Source organism: Sphingomonas sp. Leaf62, assembly GCF_001421915.1.
Taxonomy (GTDB): domain Bacteria; phylum Pseudomonadota; class Alphaproteobacteria; order Sphingomonadales; family Sphingomonadaceae; genus Sphingomonas.
On the sequence record NZ_LMLN01000030.1, the window covers coordinates 376,907 to 395,490 of the forward strand.

An 18,584-nucleotide genomic window follows, 5' to 3' on the forward strand; every position below is an offset into this window, starting at 1 on the left:
AGCGCGCTGCGCCAACGCCAGCGTCAAGCCACGGCGGCCGTGCGACCGAGCGCCTTCGTACGGTACATCAACAGGTCGGCGCGCTGCATGACGTCGTCGATCGACCGGTCGCCGGGTTCGATCCGCGCGGCCCCGATGCTCAGCGTCCATGCCGGCAGCCCGGCTTCGCGACGATCGGCGCGGAGGCGGATCTGTTCGGCGGCCCGTACCGGATCGTCGGCGGTCGTGATGACCAGAAATTCGTCGCCGCCCAGCCGCACGACGAAATCGCCGCCGGCACCCTGTTGCAGGACCGTCGCGATCGCCACCAGCACCCGGTCGCCGGCCGCATGACCATGCTGGTCATTGATCGCCTTGAACCGGTCGACATCGATCAGCAGCGCGACCCGGCCCGGCACCAGCAGGGCGGCGGCATTCGCCGCCAGCGCTGCGCGATTCCAGACGCCGGTCAACGGATCGCGCAACGCCGTATCGCGCAACCGCTGTTGCGAGTGCGACGCCGGTATCCACAACAACGCCAGATTGCCCGCGCCGAACAGCAATTGATCGGCAAGAAAGGGCACTGCCTCCAGCGCCGGCGCCAGACGTGGCGCGATCAGATCAGCGACCGCGACGGCCAGATAGACGGGTACGTACAGGATCAGCAGCCAGCCGGCGATCCGCCGCGGTCGCACGGTCCCGTCGGTCGCGCGGCTGACGGCCAGCGGCACGGCGAGGCTGAACGAGCAGACCGCCATCCTCAACGACCAGATAGCCGACGATACGCCCCCCGCCCCGAACACGATCTCCGCAACCGTGGGCACGATCGCCGTCACCACGACCACACCCCACATCCACGGCGCGAAGCCCCGTACCCCATCGAAGCGCCGGACACCGGCCAGCACCAGCGCCATCGAAAGGCAGAGGATGCCGTCGATCAGGGCGTACCCCCACGGGGGAAGGATATTCTCGAACAGGCCGCCGATGACCAGCGAGGCGCAATAGGCGCCGGCCCCCCATCCCCAGCACCGATACCAGCTTTGCCCCGCGGACATGACGAAGAACACCGCGGCATAGGACGCGCTGCACAGGATGCTGCACTGGCGCAGCGTCGAGACGTCGGGAAGGTCGAACATCGACCGTCACCAGTAGCCGGCGACCATTAACAGCCGGTCACGATACGCCGTATTATCCCGCCCGTGCGGCCGCGATGATCCGCAATCCGCGCACCGCATCGGCCGGATCGACCGGCACCTCGCCCTCGCCGCGCACCGCATCGCGCATCGCCCGGTAAAAGCCGCGCCAGTCGCCCGCTTCCGACCGGACCGGCCGCGATGCGCCCTCTCCGTCGGTCAGCACGCCCCATTGCGCGTCGGGTTCGATGCCATAGCCGCTGTCGGTCGGCATCCCGCCCGCCCGCAGCACCGCTTCCTGCGGATCGATGCCGTGTTTGACGAAGCTGCCCCTGGTCCCGTGCAGCGCGAAGCGGGGGCGCGGTGCCGCGACCAGCGACGCCGACCCGATCGTCACCCGCCGCGTGCCATAGTGCAGCACGACCTCGAAATAATCATCGACGCCCGCCTGTTCGCGCTGCTGCGTGACATCGCCCGCAACCGCATCGGGCATCCCGAACAGGTGGATCGCCTGATCGATCATATGCGGCCCCAGATCGTTCAGCAGCCCGCTGCCCGGCCCACCCTCCTCGCGCCAACCCGGCTTGATCGCCGGGCGGAACCGGTCCCAGCGGAATTCGGCCAGCATCACCTCGCCCAACGCGTCCTCGCGCAGCAGCCGCGCGACCGTCAGGAAGTCGCTGTCCCAACGGCGATTGTGGAACACGCTCAGCAACCGCCCCGTCCCGCGCGCCAGCTGCGCCAGCGCCACCGCATCGGTATCGTCGGTGGCCAGCGGCTTGTCGACCACGACATGCCGCCCCGCCGCCAGCGCCGCCTGCGCCAGCGGCGCATGGCTGTCGTTCGGCGTGGCAATCACCACCAGGTCGAGGCTGTCGTCCTCGATCAGCGCGTGCGGATCGTCGTATCGTATCGCCGCCGGAAACCGGTCGATCGGCCGCGACGTGGCGATCGCGGCCAGCTCCATGCCCTCGACCGTCGCGATCAGCGGCGCATGGAACGACGCCCCGGCAAGGCCGAACCCGATCAGGCCGACACGCACCATCTCAGCCCAGCTTCGTCAGCTCGGCGGCGACCTTCGCCACCTGTTCGTCGGTGATCGCGCCATTGGCATAGGGCTGGACCTGCTTCAGGCTCATGCCCTTGAACATCGCGTAGGAATCATGCGCGAGCATACCCGGAAAGACAGCGTCGAGGATCGCCTTTCCCTTGGGATTGGCGGCAATCGTCTCGATGCTGCTGTCGATGGACAGCTTGGCGGCGGCCGGCGCGGCGGGGCTGGGGGCAGCGGCCGGCGCGGTCTGGGCAGTGGCCGCGATCGGCATCGCCAGCAACGCGGCGGTAAGGAGCAGTTTCATCGGCAATCTCTCCATGGGCGTGTTCGCCCGGACCGGAACGTAGCGTCCCACCCGCTCCGCGCCAAGCGGGATAGGTTGATGGCTCCCGAGCCATGCCAAGGCGATAGCAGCACACATCGCCCATAGCCCCCGACACGCCGGGCTTGTGCGAGACCTCGGCGAAAGTACCGGTTCCTGCCCTCTGCTGTACCCCCGCCTGCGCGGGGGTACGGTGAGTTTTTGGCGAAGTTTGCGACTTTCGCGGAGGTCCTGCTTTGCGCCGGGGTCCCGCATCTTCTGCTTCGCCAGCAGGAAACGGAGTCCTCGGATTAAACCCGAAAGGCCGGCTGGACAGCCCCGACCGTACCCCGACAGCGGCCAAAGCCCCCCTTCTGACACCAACCGAAACGAGACCCCGCCCTCAATACCGCGAGGACAACCTCACGCCGCCCGCTTCATCCAGCCATGCATTTCCATCCACTTGGCAAACGCCTCGAACCAACCGGTGCTGGTCGTCGGCTTCGGGTACATGCCGAAACCGTGGCCACCCTGTTCGTACAGGTGGAACTCGACCGGCCGCTTCGCCGCCTTCCACGAATCGATCAGCCCGAACCCGGCATTGGCGAAGAACGGATCGTCGGCGGCGAGCGCCACGAACAGCGGCGGGGCATCGGCGGGCACGGTCGCGGCGGACAACGGGCCATAGATGTCGCCGATAAAGGCCGGCTTCGCCGCGTTCGACGACAGCGTCGTCGCCATCGTCAGCATCGCGCCGGCCGAAAAGCCGATCATCCCGATCCGATCGGGATCGACCTTCCATTCGCCGGCGCGCGAACGGACCAGCGCGAACGCCGCATTGGCATCGGCGATCTGCGGTGCCAGCGCGTTCGCGGCGCTGGCAGGGTTCGGCCGGGGCGGACGCTGTGCGGTGGCCGAGAACATGGCGGTCATCGACTGTTCGAACCCGGCCATATCGGCAGGCGTCTGGTTTAGCCGGTATTTCAGCACGAACGCCGCCACGCCGCGCGCCGCCAGCGCCCTGGCGACGTCCCAACCCTCGTTCTGCATCGACAGCGTGCGGAACCCGCCGCCCGGCGCGACGATCACCGCCGTGCCGTTGGCCTTGGCCGGATCGGGCAGGAACGGCGTCAGCGTCGCATCGGTGACGTTGCGCGCGAACACGCTGCCATATTGCTGGTGCCAAGCCTCGCGCGCCTTCGCGTCGGGCAGCGTGCCGGTCTTCAGCGGGATCGCATCCGGCTGCGCCGGGATCGCGATCGGCTCCATCTTGTCGCTTTGTGCCAGCGCCGGCGTCGCCACCGCGATCAGCGCCCCGCCGATCGTCCGCGCCAGCGCGCGCAGACGCACGTGTTTCGTACCCGTCATGACCATCTTCTCCCTGTATTATCAGGGGAGTATCGGCAGGCACGCACCTATTGTCCAATGATTCTGTTAGCGTTAACGGCAGTGGGGGCGGCGGGTCTGCTGCCCGGCCCGACGGCGGTAGTTCCGTCGCGCAGCACACCGTTGCCGGGGCGATGGGACCGATCCGAACCGTTCCGGATTACCCGGCGAACCGGCCGGACCACCGCGACGACCCGCCTGTGTCCACTTCCACGCCCCGGCGGCACGATCAGGCATTGCCCGACAGCCTCCACCAGCATCCCACCCCGCCGTCCATTAAGTTAGAGCAGGGCCTATCCCATTGTTATGAAGTGCTTTTCTCACCACTTTCCTACACGGAACGGGCAAACTACACTCGATCCGTCCTTTGAAATGACCGTCCAGACTGCCGCGCCAAAGGTCGAAAAGGTGTAACCTTCGCAACCTTCCACGGATCAGAATTATCCCTGCGCGAACAGCTTGGTTCCCGCGACACCGACCACGATCAGGACCATGAACCCGGCCTGCAACGGGGCGATCCGTTCGCCGAACAGCAGCGCCCCGCCGATGATGACACCGATCGCACCCAGCCCGGTCCACACCGCATAGGCTGTCCCCGCCGGAATGCCGCGCATCGCCAGCGCCAGCAACGCCATGTTCACGAACGACAGGCCGATCGGCACCGACGACGCCAGCAGCGTCCCCTGCCCCGCCGCCCATTTCAGGCTGAGCGCCCAGATGACCTCGCACACGACCGCAACCGCCAGAATGGCCCATGCCATGGCGTTTCTCCTTCAGCGGGCTCGGTGATGGGCGGGCGCGCCGGAAACCCGAAAGAGGCGTCACCCCAAAACGCGAAACGCCGCCCGGCCGGATCGGCAGGGCGGCGCACACGCGTCGGTAAACGTCGGTCAGTTCAGCCGGTTGCCACCCAGACCGGCAATCGTCCGGTCGATCAGCACGCGATCGGCGTCGCCCGACAGATGCGTCGAGATCAGTGCGGTCGCGGCCTTGGCGGCGGCATCGGCGGCGGTCGCGCGGACCTCGGCGATGGCGGCGCGCTCGGCGGCGGCGATCTTGTCGGTCGCCATCTTGGCGCGACGTTGGGTCAGGTCGGCGGCATCGGCTTCGGCCTTGGCCAGCAGCCCCTGCGCTTCCGCTTCGGCATGGGCGACCATTTCGGCGGCCTGTGCCTCGATCCCGGCGATCTTCGCAGTATATTCGTCGCGCAACGCCTCGGCTTCGGCACGCAGCTTGCGCGCTTCGTCGAGACGGGTGCGGATCACCGCGATCTGCCCGTCGAGCAGCCGGCCGATCACGGTCGGTACGCCCTTGAACAACAGCACGGCCAGGAACACGAACATCGCCGCGCTGACCCACCCGGTGCCGTCGAGGCCGAACGCGGTCGGATCGGGATGGTTGGCGGCAGTGGTGCTGCCATGCTCGCTTTCGACGGCGCTCACGCCGGTCTTGGTCAGACCTTCCTCGTGGATCGCTTCGTTCAGCGTCGGGCTGCCATGTACGGCCGTGGTCGGATTAGCCATGGAGCACCGCCTTTACCGCGCCTTGCGCGTCCTGTTCGCTGACCTGAATGCCCGACACGCGAGCAACGATCGCCTGCGCCGCTTCGGCAGCGACCTGTTCGACTTCTGCCATCGCAGCGTTGCGCTGCGCAGCGATGTCGGCTTCGGCCTTAGCGACGCGGACCTGCACATCGGCATTGGCAGCAGCCAGCCGTTCGGCGGTAGCAGCAGCGCCCTTGGCACGTGCTTCGGCCAACAGCTTCTGCGCAGCCTCGCGGCTTGCATTTTCGCGGGTACGCCATGCGGCTTCGGTGGCATCGGCGGTGCTCCGCGCCTGATCGGCCGCGGCCAGATCGGCGGCGATGCCCTGATCGCGCTGGTCGACGGTGCCCTGAACCTTGGGCACCATGCCAAGGCCGACGACAAGAAACACGATGCCGAAGGTCAGCACCAGCCAGAAGACCTGCGACCCCCAGGTCGCGGCGAGCTGCTCGATTTGCGGCATGAAACGTCCCGTATTGTCTGGTCGACCGGACGCCATCGTCCGGCCGAAACCGGCCCATGGGGCCGGAGATCCGGCGCGGGCAACCCCGCGCCGGGCGTCACGCAGTTACGCGACGAAGATCAGCAGCACTGCAACGACGAACGCCAGCAGGCCGAGAAGTTCGGCGGCGGCGAAGCCGATGAACATGTTGCCCTGCTGGCTGGCAGCGGCCGACGGGTTGCGCAGTGCGCCCTGCAGGAAAGCGGCGAAGACGTTGCCCACGCCGAGTGCCGCAAGGCCGGCACCGATGGCGGCCAGACCGGCGCCGAGGAACTTGATGGCGTCTGCTTCCATGTCGAAAACTCCCTTGGAAAAATATCAGTTTGGGTTGGGATCAGTGATGGTCGTGCAGGTGCACGGCATCGTTGATGTAGAGCGAGGTCAACAGCGCAAAGACATAGGCCTGCACGCCGGCAACCAGCATTTCGAGGGCCGACACGCCGACCATCAGCGCGAAGCTCGGCACGCTGACCAGCACGCCGATGCCCGCACCGGCGGCAGTCGAATTGATGATGAAACCCGCCAGCACCTTCAGCAGGATGTGGCCGGCGGTCATCGCCACGAACAGTCGCAGCGCGAGACTGAACGGGCGGACCATGAACGACACGAACTCGATCGGCGCGACCAGCAGCAGCACCGGAACTGGCGTGCCCTTCGGCGCGAACAGGCTGAAGAAGCGCAGGCCATGCTTGAACAGGCCAACGACCAGCACGATCGAGAAGCTGGCGATGGCGAGGACGCCGGTCACAGTGAAGTGGCTGGTGACGGTGAACGGGTGCAGCCCGATCAGGCCGAACGGCAGCAGCCCGACGACGTTCGCGAACAGGATGAACATGAACAGCGAGAAGACGTAGGGCAGATACTTGCGCCCCTCATGCCCGATATTCGCCGCCAGCAGCTTGTCGATAAAGCCGGTGAAGCCCTCGACCGCCATCTGCCAGCGACCGGGCACCTGCTGCTGCTTCATGCCGCCGATCATGAACACGAACAACGCGACCGCCGCGACGATCATCCACAGCGCCGAATTGGTGAACGGCAGGACGGAACCGCCGAGCGGAATGTTGAAGATCGTCTGCACCTCGAACTGGTGCATCGGATCGATCTTGCCTGCCTGCGCCACGTCGCTTCGCCCCGATATGCCAAGGCGCCCAAAACTTTCAGTCCGGACGCCGGTTCGAAATCCTGATGATGTTCCTGAACGCGCTGGCGATCCCGAGGGTCAGCAACACGAGCAGGAGCCAAGGCGAGGTGCCGAGCAGATAATCGAGCGTACCCCCGATCACCGCCCCCCCGACCATTCCGCCGATCAATTCGGCCAGCACGCGATTGCCGAGGCGGTAGTTCTTTTCCCCCGCTTCGTCACGCGCCTGACCGGTCCGGATCGCCTCATCCTTCTTCGCCCGATCCAGCCGCTCATCGAGCGAGGTGATCCGGACGTCTTCGGGCAAGGGGTCTAGTCCAGGCTCGTTCTCCGCCATGATTCCTCCCTGGACCGTCAAAGGCCGGGCCGGAATCCGCCGGATGGCGAGCCCGCCAAGGCAGGCGCGCTTTAGGAAGGTGACGGTTTCGAGTCAACCACAGCGTTCGCGCCGAAACCTTTCGGGACGATGAACGGGAGATGACGGCCATCGGGAAGTTCCGAGGCGGGAGCGGTGATAGCTTGCTGTCAGGGTGTCGTTGGTCCGCCAAAATGCCCCAAAGGGCACGGGGACAAACCAAGATGCGAATGTTAGTCAGACGATGCGACCGACACATCGGTTGCGAAGGAGGTGAGTAAAACGTACAAAGATTCAGCAATGGTCATCATTGGCGTAGCAATGCTGGTGATGGCTTTCGCGACCTTGGTGCTTAAAGTCATCGAGGCCGCCCGCTCAAAGTAGCGGCGGGAGGGGGCCGAGCCTGGCAGCCGGTCCCCAAACGCCAAAGACCCCGACTGCTGGCACAGCCGGGGTCGGAGACGAGTTCAACGAACTTCTGATTCAGCGATCAATACATAACGTATAGGTCGCCGATCTTCAACTCTCACACACAGCGCGGGTCGCGCTCCGGCGCACCGCTGCCGCGGGTTTCCCAGCCGCCGCCCGGCGTCTTGTACTTCTCGCCCGGCTTGGTCTGCGCGATCAGGTTGCAGCCTGATACGAACGCGAACTGTTCGACCGTCGCACCCGCCTGTGCGCCGCGCGTGTACGCCGCCTTGCGTTGGATATTGATGTTCGCGACCAGCGCGCGAAGCTCCGGCGTGCCGCCGCCGACGACGCCAAGATAGCCATCGGGTTGCTCGCCAACCTGACCCGCGGCGCGAGCAGCCTGATAGGCCGGATCGCGCTGCGCCCATGCGCTGCCGGCAAACCCGGCGACCGCGACAATGGCGGCTGCGGCGAGGCCGTATTTCACGAAAGCATGCATGGTCAGAATATCCCCGGATTGTCCTGGATCAGCGTCTTCGCTTCTCCGTCGAGACGGTACACCACTTCCTGCGTGATGTTGATGTTCAAGTTGATGACGATCGGCTTGTCGGGCGCGGAGACGTTCACGCACCCGGTCGCCGCACAGGAAGCGGCACCGATCGTCAGAAATCGCAGCATCGTCACGGTTCGCGTCATGGCACGGTCTCGCTTTCGGAAGGCTGAATGGTGGTATCGAGCGGTGCCGGCGGCAAGCCTTGTTCGCGGCGGCGCTGTTCGGCTTGCAGCGCCGGCAGGTTGCGTTCGATCAGCCGCTTGGGATCATAATAATTCTGCACCGAATCGATCAATTGGCGGAAGGGCGCCTTGATCCGCACGTTGAAGACGAAGGGCAACCGCGCCAGCCGCCGGATCAGGAAATTGCTGTAGGTCCCCTTCCCCTGGCTGACCCCGGAAAAGCGGATCGCGGTCACCATCTCGCCGGCGATCGGCCCGTCCATCTCGATCGTCAGGCCACGATAGTTCATCGATTTCAGCGCCTGGAAGGCAAGATTGCCCCAGAAGCCGACATCCTCCTTCGACACTTCGCCGACATAGGACAGGTTGCCGGCACCACGCGACTGCAGCTTGCCGCCTTCGATGCGGCCGCCACTGGCATCGAAGATCATCGGCAGCACGCCGTCGAACGTGCCCGACGCATTGAGATTGTCGAAGGCGAACTGTTGCAGGAACAGCCCGCCATCGACTCCCTTCACCCGGAACGTCATGCGCCGTTCGCGGTCCTCGGCGAAATCAAGTATGGTCGGATCGAGGATCATCTCGCCACCGCCCAGCGGCCAGCGGCCGCCCTCGATCTGGATCCGCTGCCCTTCGATCAGGCGATAGCGGACGACGCCATCGGTTACGGCGATACCCGGATTGACCTCGGCGATCGTCGCCACCTGCCCTGGCGCGCTGACCAACCCCAGCAGGTCGGTGAAGCGGATCTCGCCCGACAGGCCGGTGACGGGGCCGAAGGCAGCGGCGAGGTCGGTTCCGGCGGTGCGGAACACGCCGGTACTGGTGACGCCCTCGGGGCTCCACCCGATCTTGCCCCGGCCCGACACGCTGCCCTTCACATCGGCGATGACGCCGAACGTCAGGCGCGTCAGTTCATTGGGCTGGAACGCGTCACCAAAGGCGATGCCGGGGACGTCGAGCACTGCATCGCCGCGCCCGGTGGCAAGGTCATGGGCAATGGTCACGTCGCTGACCTTCACCCCCTTGGTCGGGTGCTTCAGCGTACCACCGGCGCGAATGTCATTGCCGTTCAGCGTCAGCCGGAAATCGTCGCTGCGCAGCGGTTCGAACCGGGGTTCGGGCGCGGCGTCGCGGACGCCGACATCGCCGTTCAGCGACAGCACGCCGCCCGCCAGTTTCCAGCCGCCCGACGCCTCACGGATCAGCAGGGGAACGTTGCCGATCTGCCCCTCGCCCCGCTCGAACCCGCCGGTGACGGCGCCGTTGGCGATACGGCCGGTCAGCGTCCCGATATCGAGGATGCTGACCCGTTCCGGACTACCCAGCCGGGTCTTCACGCCGTCCAACGTGAACGCCATGCCGGCCAAGCCGAACCGGCCGCCGCTTGCGGCGAGCGCGAGCGGCGTTCCGCCGAGGGTGCCGCGCAATTGCGTCGCACCTATGCCGACCCCGCCAGCGACGCGGCCACGGGCAAGCCGCAGCATCCCCCCGTCCTGCGGGCATAGCCGCAACCGGGTGGCGTCTAGAACAAGCGCCGAAACGCGCAGCCGATCGAAGGCGACCGGCACGCAGTCGGCATTGACGGTCAGCCGCCCGCCCCCGTCCCAACGCGCATCGATCGGCACCGCCAGTCGTTCGACCCGACCATCGCCGAGCGGCCCGCTCAGTTCGGCGCGTGTCTCGATTTGGGTCGCTCCGTTGCCGGCAGTGCGGAACCGGACGGGCGCAAGCGCCAGCCGGGAGTCACCGGCGGCATAGGGCTGCACCATCGCCGTGCCGGTCACCGGCGCACCGGGTCCGGCATGCGACAGGCGGATGCTCGCGACCGGCAGCCCGCCCCCGCCCGTCGCCAGCGTACCGTTCAGCGTCACGCCCTTGCCCGATACCCAGCGGACCGGCCCGTCGCGCAGCGTCGCGCGGGCACCATTGGCGGCGGTGAACGCCAGCCGGTCGAGCCGGGCGGCGAGCGGGCGGGCGGCGACGTCGGCGGACAGGTCGAAGCAGCGCGCCGCCTGCCCCGCCGCCCGGGACGCGGCGCGCAGCAGCGGTGCGACCGGCAGACCGTTAGCGGCAGTACCCGATCCCTCGATTTGTGTGACCATCGCGTCGGCGAGCCTTGCGCCGCGCGCGCCGACCCGCCCTTCGAAGGCGGGAACGCCGCCGACCTGATAGCGGCCGGCGATCGACAGGCCGGCACCGTCGAGTTGCGGCAGGTCGAATGCGCCCGACGCAAGGTCGAGCGTTCCGCGCGTGCCCTGCGCCGTGCCCTCGAAGCCGATCTGGCCCGAAAGATCGGCGACGCGGGTCTGCGGCGCGGCGACCGCCGCCGCCGAGACGTCGGCCTGCCCCCGCCAGCCGTTGAAGGCCGGCGCGAGCTTTGCGTCGAGGCGGATGACCGGCGAACCCAGCCGTACCTCGCCGCAGGCCGCCTGCCGCGCACGCACGGGGCCGGTCAGCGACGGTCCGGTCGTGGCGGTGCGGAGCGATACGTTCAGCGCCAAACGGTCGACGCCGCAGCCGTTCAACGACAGGCGTTCGGACACCGCCGCCAGCCGCCCGACAAAGCCGTTGGCGAGGTTGCCGCGCCCGGCGAGCTTCGCACCGATCAGGCCATAGGGGGTGGCGAGACGAACGCGGCCGTCATCGACCGCGACGTTGAAATCGGGCAGCGCAAAGGGTTTGCCCGAGGGCGGCGGGAGCAGGCGGTCGATCTGTCCGAACGAGACCGTGCCATCGGGCCGCAGCGTCGCGCGCAGGCGGGCTTGTCCGACGCGCGCGCCGGTGACCTGTGCGCCGTTCAGATCGACCCGCGTATCGACTTCCACCCAGTCGGCAACGAGGTCGGGGGCGCGGGGATCGCCAAGGACGACGTCGACCAGACGCTGACGCCCGAAGCCGATTTCGGCGACGCGGTAGCGGGCGGTGACGCCGCGGCGTTCGAGTTCGCGGCGGACGATATCGTCGGCGATCGAGCGCCGCTGCGTCCACAGCAGGGCCGCCAGCGCGAGAACGAGGAGGCAGATGACCAGCAGCACCCGCGCGAAACGCCGCCGCCGGCGACCGGCGCGACGCGGCGACGCTTCGGCCTGCTCCGCCCGATCGTCATCAACGCCCAGACCACCCACTCCGCTGTTTCGCCCCGTTCGTCGCGGTTCGGCCCGCCGGCGTCAAGCGCGAGAGGCGCGAAACGGTTCCGGCTGCGCAACGGAAGTTGGCGAAGGTTACACGTAGCGGGCGACCTGAGTTGACCCGATAGCATATGGACCATATATGGTTCGTATCGAGTGTCAGGAGGAAGGCCGACCATGGGGATCGTGAAGATCGACGACGATTTGCATGCCGAAGTTCGCAGGGCGAGCGCGGTGATGTGCCGGTCGATCAATGCTCAGGCCGAATTCTGGATGAAGATCGGGATGTTGGCCGAAGCGAACCCGACGCTGCCGTTCACCGACATCGTGCGGGCCGAGCTGGCCGCCGTGCAGGTCCCGCCGGCCGACGCGATCGCCGCCTGACATGGTCAAGACCCCGGACGAACTGGCGTTGATGCGCATTTCGGGCAAGCTGCTGGCCCGCGTGTTCGAAATGCTCGACGACACGGACCTTGCCGGCATGTCGACGCTGGCGATCAACGATCTGGTCGAGCGCTTCATCACCCACGACCTTGCCGCGCGCCCAGCGAGCAAGGGGCAATATGGCTTCAAGTTCGTGCTGAATTGCTCGATCAACCAGGTCGTGTGCCACGGCGTGCCCGATGCCGATACGATCGTGCGCGACGGGGATATCATCAATCTCGACATCACGCTCGAAAAGAACGGGTTCATCGCCGATTCGAGCAAGACCTATCTGGTCGGCGCGGTCGCGCCCGCCGCGCGGCGGCTGGTGAAGGTCGCGCAGGAGGCGATGTGGCAGGGCATCCGGCAGGTGAAGCCCGGCGCGCATCTGGGCGATATCGGCTTTGCGATCGAACGCCATGCCAAGAAGAACGGATATTCGGTGGTCCGCGAATATTGCGGCCACGGTATCGGCCGCGAGATGCACGAAGCGCCCGAGGTGATGAACTTCGGCAAGCCGGGCAAGGGCGTGCGGCTGCGCGAGGGCATGACCTTTACCATCGAACCGATGGTCAATCAGGGCACGCGCCGGGTCGAGACCGAGGACGATGGCTGGACCGTCGTAACCGGCGACAGGAAATTGTCGGCGCAGTTCGAGCATACCGTCGCGGTGACGGCGGACGGGGTCGAGGTGCTGACGTTGCGGCGGGATGAGGTGCAGGGTTAGCTTTCGTCATTCCCGCGAAGGCGGGAATCCATTGGCGCTGTCGGCTGTGGTAAGCGCCGACAGGGTAGCGTGTAGGAATCCCCGCCTGCGCGGGGATGACGAGAGGGTTGATGCTGGTCTTCGCTTCGTCAACGGAACGCACCCCCTCGCCCGCCCCTGCCCGATCGGCTACGACCGCGGCATGAACACCCCGCCCGAAACCGATGGCACCGGACACCGCGCGCGGCTGCGGGGGCGGTTGCTGGAGCATGGCGGGGAAGCGCTGCTCGACCATGAACTGATCGAATATCTGCTGACGCTGGCCATTCCCCGGCGCGATACCAAGCCGTTGGCAAAGACATTGTTGCACGAATTCGGTGGGATCGGCGGATTGCTGTCGGCCGATCCGGCGGCGATGGGCAAGGTAGCGGGCATGGGCGACACCGCCGTCGCCGCGATCCGCATCGCGCAATGCGCGGCGACGCGGATGTTGCAGGCGCAGGTGCTGGCACGGCCGGTGCTGTCGAACTGGCAGGCGCTGCTCGACTATCTCCACGCCGACATGGCGCATCAGGCGGTCGAGCGTATCCGGGTGCTGCACCTGAACACCCGTAACCTGTTGATCCGCGACGAACTGGTCGCGGAGGGAACGCTGGACGAAGCGCCGCTCTATACGCGCGAGGTAATCCACCGCGCACTCGATCTGGGGTCGGCGGCACTGATCCTCGTCCATAACCATCCGAGCGGCGACCATAGCCCCAGTCGCGCCGATATCGACCTGACGCGGCAGATCGCGGCGGCGGGCAAGCCGCTGGGCATCACCGTCCACGATCACCTGATCATCGGCGCGAAGGGGCATACGAGCCTGCGCGCACAGGGAATGCTATGACCTTATCCAACAAGCAGAAGATGATCACCGGCGACCTGTATGACGCGGGCGATCCCGAGCTGGTCGCCGATTGCGCGGCGGCGGGACGGTGGATGGAGCGCTATAACGCGACGCTGGCGGTGGACCCGGTCGAGCGGCTGTCGATCCTGCGCGACGGGTTGGGATCGGTCGGCGACGGCGTCAACATCCGCCCGCCCTTCCATATCGATTACGGGTACAACATCACCCTCGGCGACGGGGTGTTCCTGAACTTCGGCTGCGTCATCCTCGACGTCTGTGCGGTGACGATCGGCGCGAAGACCCAGATCGGGCCGGGGGTGCAGATTTTGACCGCCGACCATCCGCGCGATCCGGCGGTGCGGGCGCAGATGCTGGAATTCGGGCGACCGATCACGATCGGGGCGAATGTGTGGATCGGTGGCGGTGCGCTGTTGCTGCCGGGGATCACGGTTGGCGAAGATGCGATCATCGGTGCCGGGTCGGTGGTGACGCGCGATGTGCCGGCGGGGGCGACGGTTGTGGGAAATCCGGCGCGGGTTCGGTAGAAGCAAGAAGCGGGTTCACGCGAAGGCGTGGAGACGCGAAGGGGTTGCATCTGTCGCAACGTCTTCCGCGTCAGCGGTTGCATCGTTCGTGCCGGCCCGCGACATGGTCCCCCGAATGCGGGCGGTCCGCCCGGTGCGCAACCCCTTCGCGCCTTCGCGCCTTCGCGTGAACCATTTCTTTCTTCCTGCGGACGGCTGCGGTTGCAGGAGAAGAAGCGGGACCCGGGATCAAGTCCGGGGTGACGTTCCGGGTTGGGAAGGCAGTGCGCCCGCCAACACGAAAGACCGCCGGGATCGCTCCCGGCGGTCGTATCGATATCGGCGCTGTCAGGCGATCAGGCGCTCTGGCTCAGGAAGCTGGTCAGCTCGGCCTTGGACACCGCCTTCGACTTGTCCTTGTCGGCCTGTGCGAAGGCCTGCTTGACCCACGTCTTCACCGCCGGCTTTTCGGCGGTCACGCCGGGTTCACTTGCGGAGCGCAGGGCGACCATCCATTCGCCGAACTGCTTCTCGGTCAACTGGCCCTTCCCGTCCTTGTCATATTTCGGGAACTCGGCCTCGACGATCTGCGCGATCTGCGTGCCGCTGGCGGGCTGTCCCGCTTCGGCAGTGGTCTGCGCAGTCTGCGTCGCCGGATCGGCCGGGGTCGCCTGCGTTGCCGATGCGGCGGGGTCGGCCGCAGTCGCGGCTGGATCAGCGGGTACCGTCTGCGCGGTCGGGGCAGTCGTTTGCGCCGGTGCTGCATCCTGTGCAAATGCCGGTGTCGACATCAGGACGGCGCTGGCGAGAAGAATACGCTTCATCATCGAATTTTTCCTTTCGGATTGCTTCGGCCTTTCATCCAGCCAGTCCAAACATCGTTCGAACGACTGTGCGATGATGAAACGTATCTAGGTCGTTTCGGGTTCGATTGAAGCCCCTTTCGCGGCTCGTCTATCGCAGGACAGGCTCGATTCATCCCCGACTTGTTGCTAGGGCGCGGCAAACCGTTCGCCCGTTTTGAAAGGCCCGCCGATGATTCCACGCTATTCCCGCCCCGAAATGACTGCGCTGTGGGAGCCCCAGTCGCGATTCCGCATCTGGTTCGAGATCGAGGCGCACGCCACCGACGCGCTGGCCGAACTGGGCGTGGTGCCGAAACAGGCCGCCGAGAAGATCTGGGCAATGAACGACGCCGATTTTGACGTCGCGCGGATCGACGCGATCGAGGCGGAGACGAAGCACGACGTCATCGCCTTCCTGACGCATGTGTCGGAGCGGACCGGACCGGAGGCGCGCTTCCTGCATCAGGGCATGACCAGCTCGGACGTCCTCGACACCTGTCTGGCGGTGCAGCTGGCGCGGGCATCGGACATCCTTCTCGCCGATCTCGACAAGCTGCTGGCGGTGATCGAGCGGCGCGCGCGCGAGCACAAGCTGACCCCGACGATCGGCCGCAGCCATGGCATCCATGCCGAACCGGTGACGTTCGGGCTGAAGCTGGCACAGGCCTATGCCGAGTTCGACCGCTGCCGTACGCGTCTGCAAAATGCGCGGGCGGAAGTTGCGACCTGCGCGATTTCGGGCGCGGTCGGCACGTTCGCGAACATCGACCCGCGCGTCGAGGAACATGTCGCGCAGAAGATGGGGTTGAGCGTCGAGCCGGTATCGACGCAGGTCATCCCGCGCGACCGCCATGCCATGTATTTCGCGACGCTGGGCGTGATCGCCGGGTCGATCGAGCGGCTGGCCACCGAAATCCGCCATTTGCAGCGCACCGAAGTGCTGGAGGCGGAGGAATATTTCTCGCCGGGGCAGAAGGGTTCGTCGGCGATGCCGCACAAGCGCAATCCGGTGCTGACCGAAAACCTGACCGGTCTTGCCCGCATGGTGCGTGGTTATGTGACGCCGGCGCTGGAGAATGTCGCGCTGTGGCATGAGCGCGACATCTCGCACTCGTCGGTCGAGCGCTATATCGGCCCCGATGCGACGATCACGCTCGATTTCGCGCTGGCGCGCCTGACCGGGGTGATCGACAAGCTGGTCGTCTATCCGGCGCGGATGGAGAAGAACCTGAACAAGATGGGCGGCCTCGTCCATTCGCAGCGGGTGCTGCTGGCGCTGACGCAGGCAGGAGCGAGCCGCGAGGATTCGTATCGCTGGGTCCAGCGTAACGCGATGAAGGTGTGGGAATCGGACGGCGAGCTGTCGCTGCTCGAATTGCTGAAGGCCGATCCGGACGTCGCCGCCGCGCTGTCGGCGGAGGAGATCGAGAGCCGGTTCGATCTCGGCTATCACTACAAGCATGTCGACACGATCTTCGCCCGCGTGTTCGGCGAAGCGTGATCGAGGCGCCCCGCCGGGCATCGGTCCGGCGGGGATGCAGCAGGCGGGGTAGAGGCCGAGCCGCTCGTTGCGGGTGCGATGATCCCGCCGCCGCCGGATCGCGCGTTGCGGCTATCGCGTCGTCGGGTTCGGGTGCGCCGTGGCGATACCACCGGAAGTTCGCGTGCCATCGACCGGGCAGGCGACCGGCCGCTCCATATAGACGGCATCCGCGCCGAAGCCCGCCGCGCCGCCGGGGGCGGCGATGAAGCCCTGTCGTGCCCAATAGGCATCGGCCCCGCCGACCGCGATCAGCGCGAGCACCGGGATGGCGCGGCGCGTGGCAATGTCGTCGAGGATCGGGAGCAGGCGTTCGACCGCCCGGGTGCCGCGCGCGACCGGGGCGACGACGACATCGTGCAGATACCAGCAATCGGCGCTGGGCGGCAGGTCGCCCAGCAGCGTGTGCATCGCCGGCGGCGCGAGGCGGTGCCACGGATGGCTGATGCAATGGCCAACGACCGTGCCGTCGTCGGCCAGGACCCAGCAGCCCTCGGCGCTGAGCGCGATGCGTTCGGCGTAGAGGTCGGCCGCCTCGCCATACTCGCCCAGTTCGGCACGCGCGAGCGCGGCGATGCTCGGCGCGTCGTCGGCGCGGGCGGGACGCCACTGGGCGGTCATGGCTGTTTCGTCCTTGGTCGGTGTCGGGATGGCATCACAACCCTCCGTCATCCCGGCGCATGCCGGGATCCATTGTGTCGGGTGTTCACGCATATTACGCGACGGCCTGCCGTCCGCAGATCCCGGCCTGCGCCGGGATGACGGGAAGACGGCAGCCCCTACCCGCCGAGCGCGGTCTTCAAGCGACTGAAGAAACCGCTCGATTCGGGGCATTCGTCGCCGGTCTCGGTCTCGCGGAATGCCTCGAGCAGTTCCTTTTGCCGGGTCGACAAGCGGGTCGGGGTTTCCACCTCGATATGGATGACCATGTCGCCATGGCCGCGCCCCTGCAGCACCGGCATGCCGGCACCGCGCTGGCGCAGTTCCTTGCCCGACTGGATGCCCGCCGGAATACGGATGCTGTGCTTCTGCCCGTCGAGACCGGGAATCTCGATCAAGCCGCCCAGCGCCGCCGTCGTGAAGCTGATCGGCGCGCGCGCATGGAGCGCGGTGCCCTCGCGTTCGAACAGCGCATGCCGTTTGACATGGAGGAAGATGTAGAGATCGCCGGCCGGCGCACCGCGTGCCCCTGCCTCGCCCTCACCGGTCAGGCGGATGCGGGTGCCTTCGTCGACGCCGGGGGGTACGTTGACCTCCAGCGTCTTGGTCTGGTCGACCCGGCCCTCACCGTTACAGACCGGGCACGGATCGGCGATGACCTGTCCCGCGCCGTGGCAGGTCGGGCAGGCGCGCTCGACGACGAAAAAGCCCTGCTGCGCTCGTACCTTGCCATGGCCGGCGCAGGTCTGACACGTCCGCGCCTTGGTGCCCGGCGACGCGCCGCTGCCGCCGCACGGGGCGCAACCGGTTGAGACGTCGACGGTGATCTGCGTGTTCTTGCCGTGGAACGCCTCTTCGAGCGTGACTTCCATGTCGTAGCGCAGGTCGGCCCCGCGCCGGGGGCCGGCACGGCCACCCTGCCGCCCGCCACCCATGAATTCGCCGAACACGCTTTCGAAGATATCGGAAAAGCCGTTGAAGTCCTGCGCACCGCCACCGGCACCGCCCGCGCCCTGACGGAAGGCGGCATGGCCGTAACGGTCGTACGCCGCGCGCTTCTGCGGGTCTTTCAGGCAGTCATAGGCTTCGTTGATCGCCTTGAACTTCGCCTCGGAATCCTTGCAGCCGGCATTCTTGTCCGGATGATATTTGATCGCGAGCTTGCGGTACGACGATTTGATCGTCCCCGCATCCGCGGTGCGCTCGCATTGGAGCAGTTCATAGAAATCGACTTCGGTGGTCATCAAAAAGCCCTCTCCCCTTCAGGGGGAGAGGGTTGGGAGAGGGGGTTTCAAACCGAAACCGCCCCGCGACTGCCCCTCTCC

21 protein-coding genes are annotated in these 18,584 nt (G+C 66.7%); 5 read left to right on the forward strand and 16 right to left on the reverse strand.

Annotated elements, in window-relative coordinates:
- Positions 1-23: 23 nt before the first annotated feature.
- The 13 genes from ASE91_RS17070 to ASE91_RS17130 form a co-directional block, all read right to left on the reverse strand.
- Positions 24-1,115, reverse strand: coding sequence for a GGDEF domain-containing protein (locus ASE91_RS17070; RefSeq protein WP_056628335.1), 1,092 nt, complete (start codon positions 1,113-1,115; stop codon positions 24-26).
- A 52-nt stretch (positions 1,116-1,167) separates the two neighbouring features.
- A complete protein-coding gene (locus ASE91_RS17075; protein WP_056628338.1) occupies positions 1,168-2,157 on the reverse strand; it encodes an oxidoreductase in 990 nt (329 codons plus the stop codon).
- 1 nt (position 2,158) lies between these two features.
- Positions 2,159-2,470: a hypothetical protein gene (locus ASE91_RS17080; RefSeq protein WP_056628341.1), complete on the reverse strand. Its 312-nt coding sequence runs from the start codon at positions 2,468-2,470 to the stop codon at positions 2,159-2,161.
- Between the two features lie 420 nt (positions 2,471-2,890).
- On the reverse strand, positions 2,891-3,835 hold the full coding sequence (locus ASE91_RS17085; RefSeq protein ID WP_082454093.1) for an alpha/beta hydrolase: 945 nt from the start codon (positions 3,833-3,835) through the stop codon (positions 2,891-2,893).
- 458 nt (positions 3,836-4,293) lie between these two features.
- A complete protein-coding gene (locus ASE91_RS17090; RefSeq protein ID WP_055998520.1) occupies positions 4,294-4,614 on the reverse strand; it encodes a DMT family transporter in 321 nt (106 codons plus the stop codon).
- Positions 4,615-4,743: 129 nt separating this feature from the next.
- A complete protein-coding gene (locus ASE91_RS17095; protein WP_055998522.1) occupies positions 4,744-5,376 on the reverse strand; it encodes a F0F1 ATP synthase subunit B family protein in 633 nt (210 codons plus the stop codon).
- Positions 5,369-5,860 carry a F0F1 ATP synthase subunit B family protein gene (locus tag ASE91_RS17100; protein WP_055998524.1) on the reverse strand — a complete coding sequence of 164 codons (492 nt, stop codon included), beginning with the start codon at positions 5,858-5,860 and terminating at the stop codon, positions 5,369-5,371. Before ASE91_RS17100 ends, ASE91_RS17095 begins: the two co-directional genes overlap by 8 nt.
- Positions 5,861-5,965: 105 nt before the next feature.
- Complete coding sequence (locus ASE91_RS17105; RefSeq protein ID WP_055998526.1) at positions 5,966-6,193, reverse strand: F0F1 ATP synthase subunit C; 228 nt, start codon at positions 6,191-6,193, stop codon at positions 5,966-5,968.
- A 40-nt stretch (positions 6,194-6,233) separates the two neighbouring features.
- Positions 6,234-7,019 carry a F0F1 ATP synthase subunit A gene (locus ASE91_RS17110; protein WP_056628345.1) on the reverse strand — a complete coding sequence of 262 codons (786 nt, stop codon included), beginning with the start codon at positions 7,017-7,019 and terminating at the stop codon, positions 6,234-6,236.
- Between the two features lie 37 nt (positions 7,020-7,056).
- Complete coding sequence (locus tag ASE91_RS17115) at positions 7,057-7,377, reverse strand: AtpZ/AtpI family protein (RefSeq protein ID WP_056628348.1); 321 nt, start codon at positions 7,375-7,377, stop codon at positions 7,057-7,059.
- Positions 7,378-7,921: 544 nt separating this feature from the next.
- The gene (locus ASE91_RS17120) at positions 7,922-8,305 is read right to left on the reverse strand and encodes a YdbL family protein (RefSeq protein ID WP_056004596.1); all 384 of its coding nucleotides are present in this window, start codon (positions 8,303-8,305) and stop codon (positions 7,922-7,924) included.
- 2 nt (positions 8,306-8,307) lie between these two features.
- Positions 8,308-8,502, reverse strand: a complete 195-nt coding sequence (locus ASE91_RS17125; RefSeq protein WP_056004594.1) for a YnbE family lipoprotein — start codon at positions 8,500-8,502, stop codon at positions 8,308-8,310.
- Positions 8,499-11,669 (reverse strand): intermembrane phospholipid transport protein YdbH family protein, encoded by a 3,171-nt coding sequence (locus ASE91_RS17130; RefSeq protein ID WP_235530542.1) that lies wholly within the window; start codon positions 11,667-11,669, stop codon positions 8,499-8,501. The genes ASE91_RS17125 and ASE91_RS17130 overlap by 4 nt, the downstream gene beginning before the upstream one ends.
- Before the next feature lie 180 nt (positions 11,670-11,849).
- Here ASE91_RS17130 and ASE91_RS17135 point away from each other — a divergent pair, with 180 nt between their 5' ends.
- The 4 genes from ASE91_RS17135 (at position 11,850) to ASE91_RS17150 (ending at position 14,235) form a co-directional block, all read left to right on the forward strand.
- Positions 11,850-12,056, forward strand: coding sequence for a ParD-like family protein (locus ASE91_RS17135; protein WP_056628351.1), 207 nt, complete (start codon positions 11,850-11,852; stop codon positions 12,054-12,056).
- A gap of 1 nt (position 12,057) precedes the next feature.
- A complete protein-coding gene (gene map / locus ASE91_RS17140) occupies positions 12,058-12,822 on the forward strand; it encodes a type I methionyl aminopeptidase (protein ID WP_056628354.1) in 765 nt (254 codons plus the stop codon).
- Positions 12,823-13,003: 181 nt separating this feature from the next.
- On the forward strand, positions 13,004-13,690 hold the full coding sequence (gene radC, locus ASE91_RS17145) for a RadC family protein (protein WP_056628357.1): 687 nt from the start codon (positions 13,004-13,006) through the stop codon (positions 13,688-13,690).
- On the forward strand, positions 13,687-14,235 hold the full coding sequence (locus ASE91_RS17150; RefSeq protein WP_056628360.1) for a sugar O-acetyltransferase: 549 nt from the start codon (positions 13,687-13,689) through the stop codon (positions 14,233-14,235). The genes radC and ASE91_RS17150 overlap by 4 nt, the downstream gene beginning before the upstream one ends.
- A gap of 335 nt (positions 14,236-14,570) precedes the next feature.
- Here ASE91_RS17150 and ASE91_RS17155 read toward each other — a convergent pair whose 3' ends face one another.
- Positions 14,571-15,038: an EF-hand domain-containing protein gene (locus tag ASE91_RS17155; protein WP_235530543.1), complete on the reverse strand. Its 468-nt coding sequence runs from the start codon at positions 15,036-15,038 to the stop codon at positions 14,571-14,573.
- Positions 15,039-15,249: 211 nt separating this feature from the next.
- Between ASE91_RS17155 and purB the strand changes: the two genes are divergently transcribed.
- Positions 15,250-16,560, forward strand: coding sequence for an adenylosuccinate lyase (gene purB / locus ASE91_RS17160; protein WP_056628363.1), 1,311 nt, complete (start codon positions 15,250-15,252; stop codon positions 16,558-16,560).
- A gap of 111 nt (positions 16,561-16,671) precedes the next feature.
- Here the strand turns inward: purB and ASE91_RS17165 are convergent, their stop codons facing one another.
- Positions 16,672-17,220, reverse strand: a complete 549-nt coding sequence (locus ASE91_RS17165; RefSeq protein ID WP_162233679.1) for a GNAT family N-acetyltransferase — start codon at positions 17,218-17,220, stop codon at positions 16,672-16,674.
- A 158-nt stretch (positions 17,221-17,378) separates the two neighbouring features.
- A complete protein-coding gene (gene dnaJ / locus ASE91_RS17170) occupies positions 17,379-18,503 on the reverse strand; it encodes a molecular chaperone DnaJ (protein WP_056628369.1) in 1,125 nt (374 codons plus the stop codon).
- Positions 18,504-18,584: the final 81 nt, after the last annotated feature.

Bases quoted from the DNA above. Each gene is read 5' to 3' on its own strand.
- ASE91_RS17090 (WP_055998520.1), bottom strand. From the start codon at position 4,614: ATGGCATGGGCCATTCTGGCGGTTGCGGTCGTGTGCGAGGTCATCTGG.
- ASE91_RS17155 (WP_235530543.1), bottom strand. From the start codon at position 15,038: ATGAAGCGTATTCTTCTCGCCAGCGCCGTCCTGATGTCGACACCGGCA.
- ASE91_RS17165 (WP_162233679.1), bottom strand. From the start codon at position 17,220: ATGACCGCCCAGTGGCGTCCCGCCCGCGCCGACGACGCGCCGAGCATC.
- radC (WP_056628357.1), top strand. From the start codon at position 13,004: ATGAACACCCCGCCCGAAACCGATGGCACCGGACACCGCGCGCGGCTG.
- dnaJ (WP_056628369.1), bottom strand. From the start codon at position 18,503: ATGACCACCGAAGTCGATTTCTATGAACTGCTCCAATGCGAGCGCACC.
- ASE91_RS17075 (WP_056628338.1), bottom strand. From the start codon at position 2,157: ATGGTGCGTGTCGGCCTGATCGGGTTCGGCCTTGCCGGGGCGTCGTTC.
- ASE91_RS17080 (WP_056628341.1), bottom strand. From the start codon at position 2,470: ATGAAACTGCTCCTTACCGCCGCGTTGCTGGCGATGCCGATCGCGGCC.
- ASE91_RS17085 (WP_082454093.1), bottom strand. From the start codon at position 3,835: ATGACGGGTACGAAACACGTGCGTCTGCGCGCGCTGGCGCGGACGATC.
- ASE91_RS17115 (WP_056628348.1), bottom strand. From the start codon at position 7,377: ATGGCGGAGAACGAGCCTGGACTAGACCCCTTGCCCGAAGACGTCCGG.
- ASE91_RS17150 (WP_056628360.1), top strand. From the start codon at position 13,687: ATGACCTTATCCAACAAGCAGAAGATGATCACCGGCGACCTGTATGAC.
- ASE91_RS17105 (WP_055998526.1), bottom strand. From the start codon at position 6,193: ATGGAAGCAGACGCCATCAAGTTCCTCGGCGCCGGTCTGGCCGCCATC.
- ASE91_RS17120 (WP_056004596.1), bottom strand. From the start codon at position 8,305: ATGCATGCTTTCGTGAAATACGGCCTCGCCGCAGCCGCCATTGTCGCG.
- map (WP_056628354.1), top strand. From the start codon at position 12,058: ATGGTCAAGACCCCGGACGAACTGGCGTTGATGCGCATTTCGGGCAAG.
- purB (WP_056628363.1), top strand. From the start codon at position 15,250: ATGATTCCACGCTATTCCCGCCCCGAAATGACTGCGCTGTGGGAGCCC.
- ASE91_RS17095 (WP_055998522.1), bottom strand. From the start codon at position 5,376: ATGGCTAATCCGACCACGGCCGTACATGGCAGCCCGACGCTGAACGAA.
- ASE91_RS17135 (WP_056628351.1), top strand. From the start codon at position 11,850: ATGGGGATCGTGAAGATCGACGACGATTTGCATGCCGAAGTTCGCAGG.
- ASE91_RS17100 (WP_055998524.1), bottom strand. From the start codon at position 5,860: ATGCCGCAAATCGAGCAGCTCGCCGCGACCTGGGGGTCGCAGGTCTTC.
- ASE91_RS17070 (WP_056628335.1), bottom strand. From the start codon at position 1,115: ATGTTCGACCTTCCCGACGTCTCGACGCTGCGCCAGTGCAGCATCCTG.
- ASE91_RS17125 (WP_056004594.1), bottom strand. From the start codon at position 8,502: ATGACGCGAACCGTGACGATGCTGCGATTTCTGACGATCGGTGCCGCT.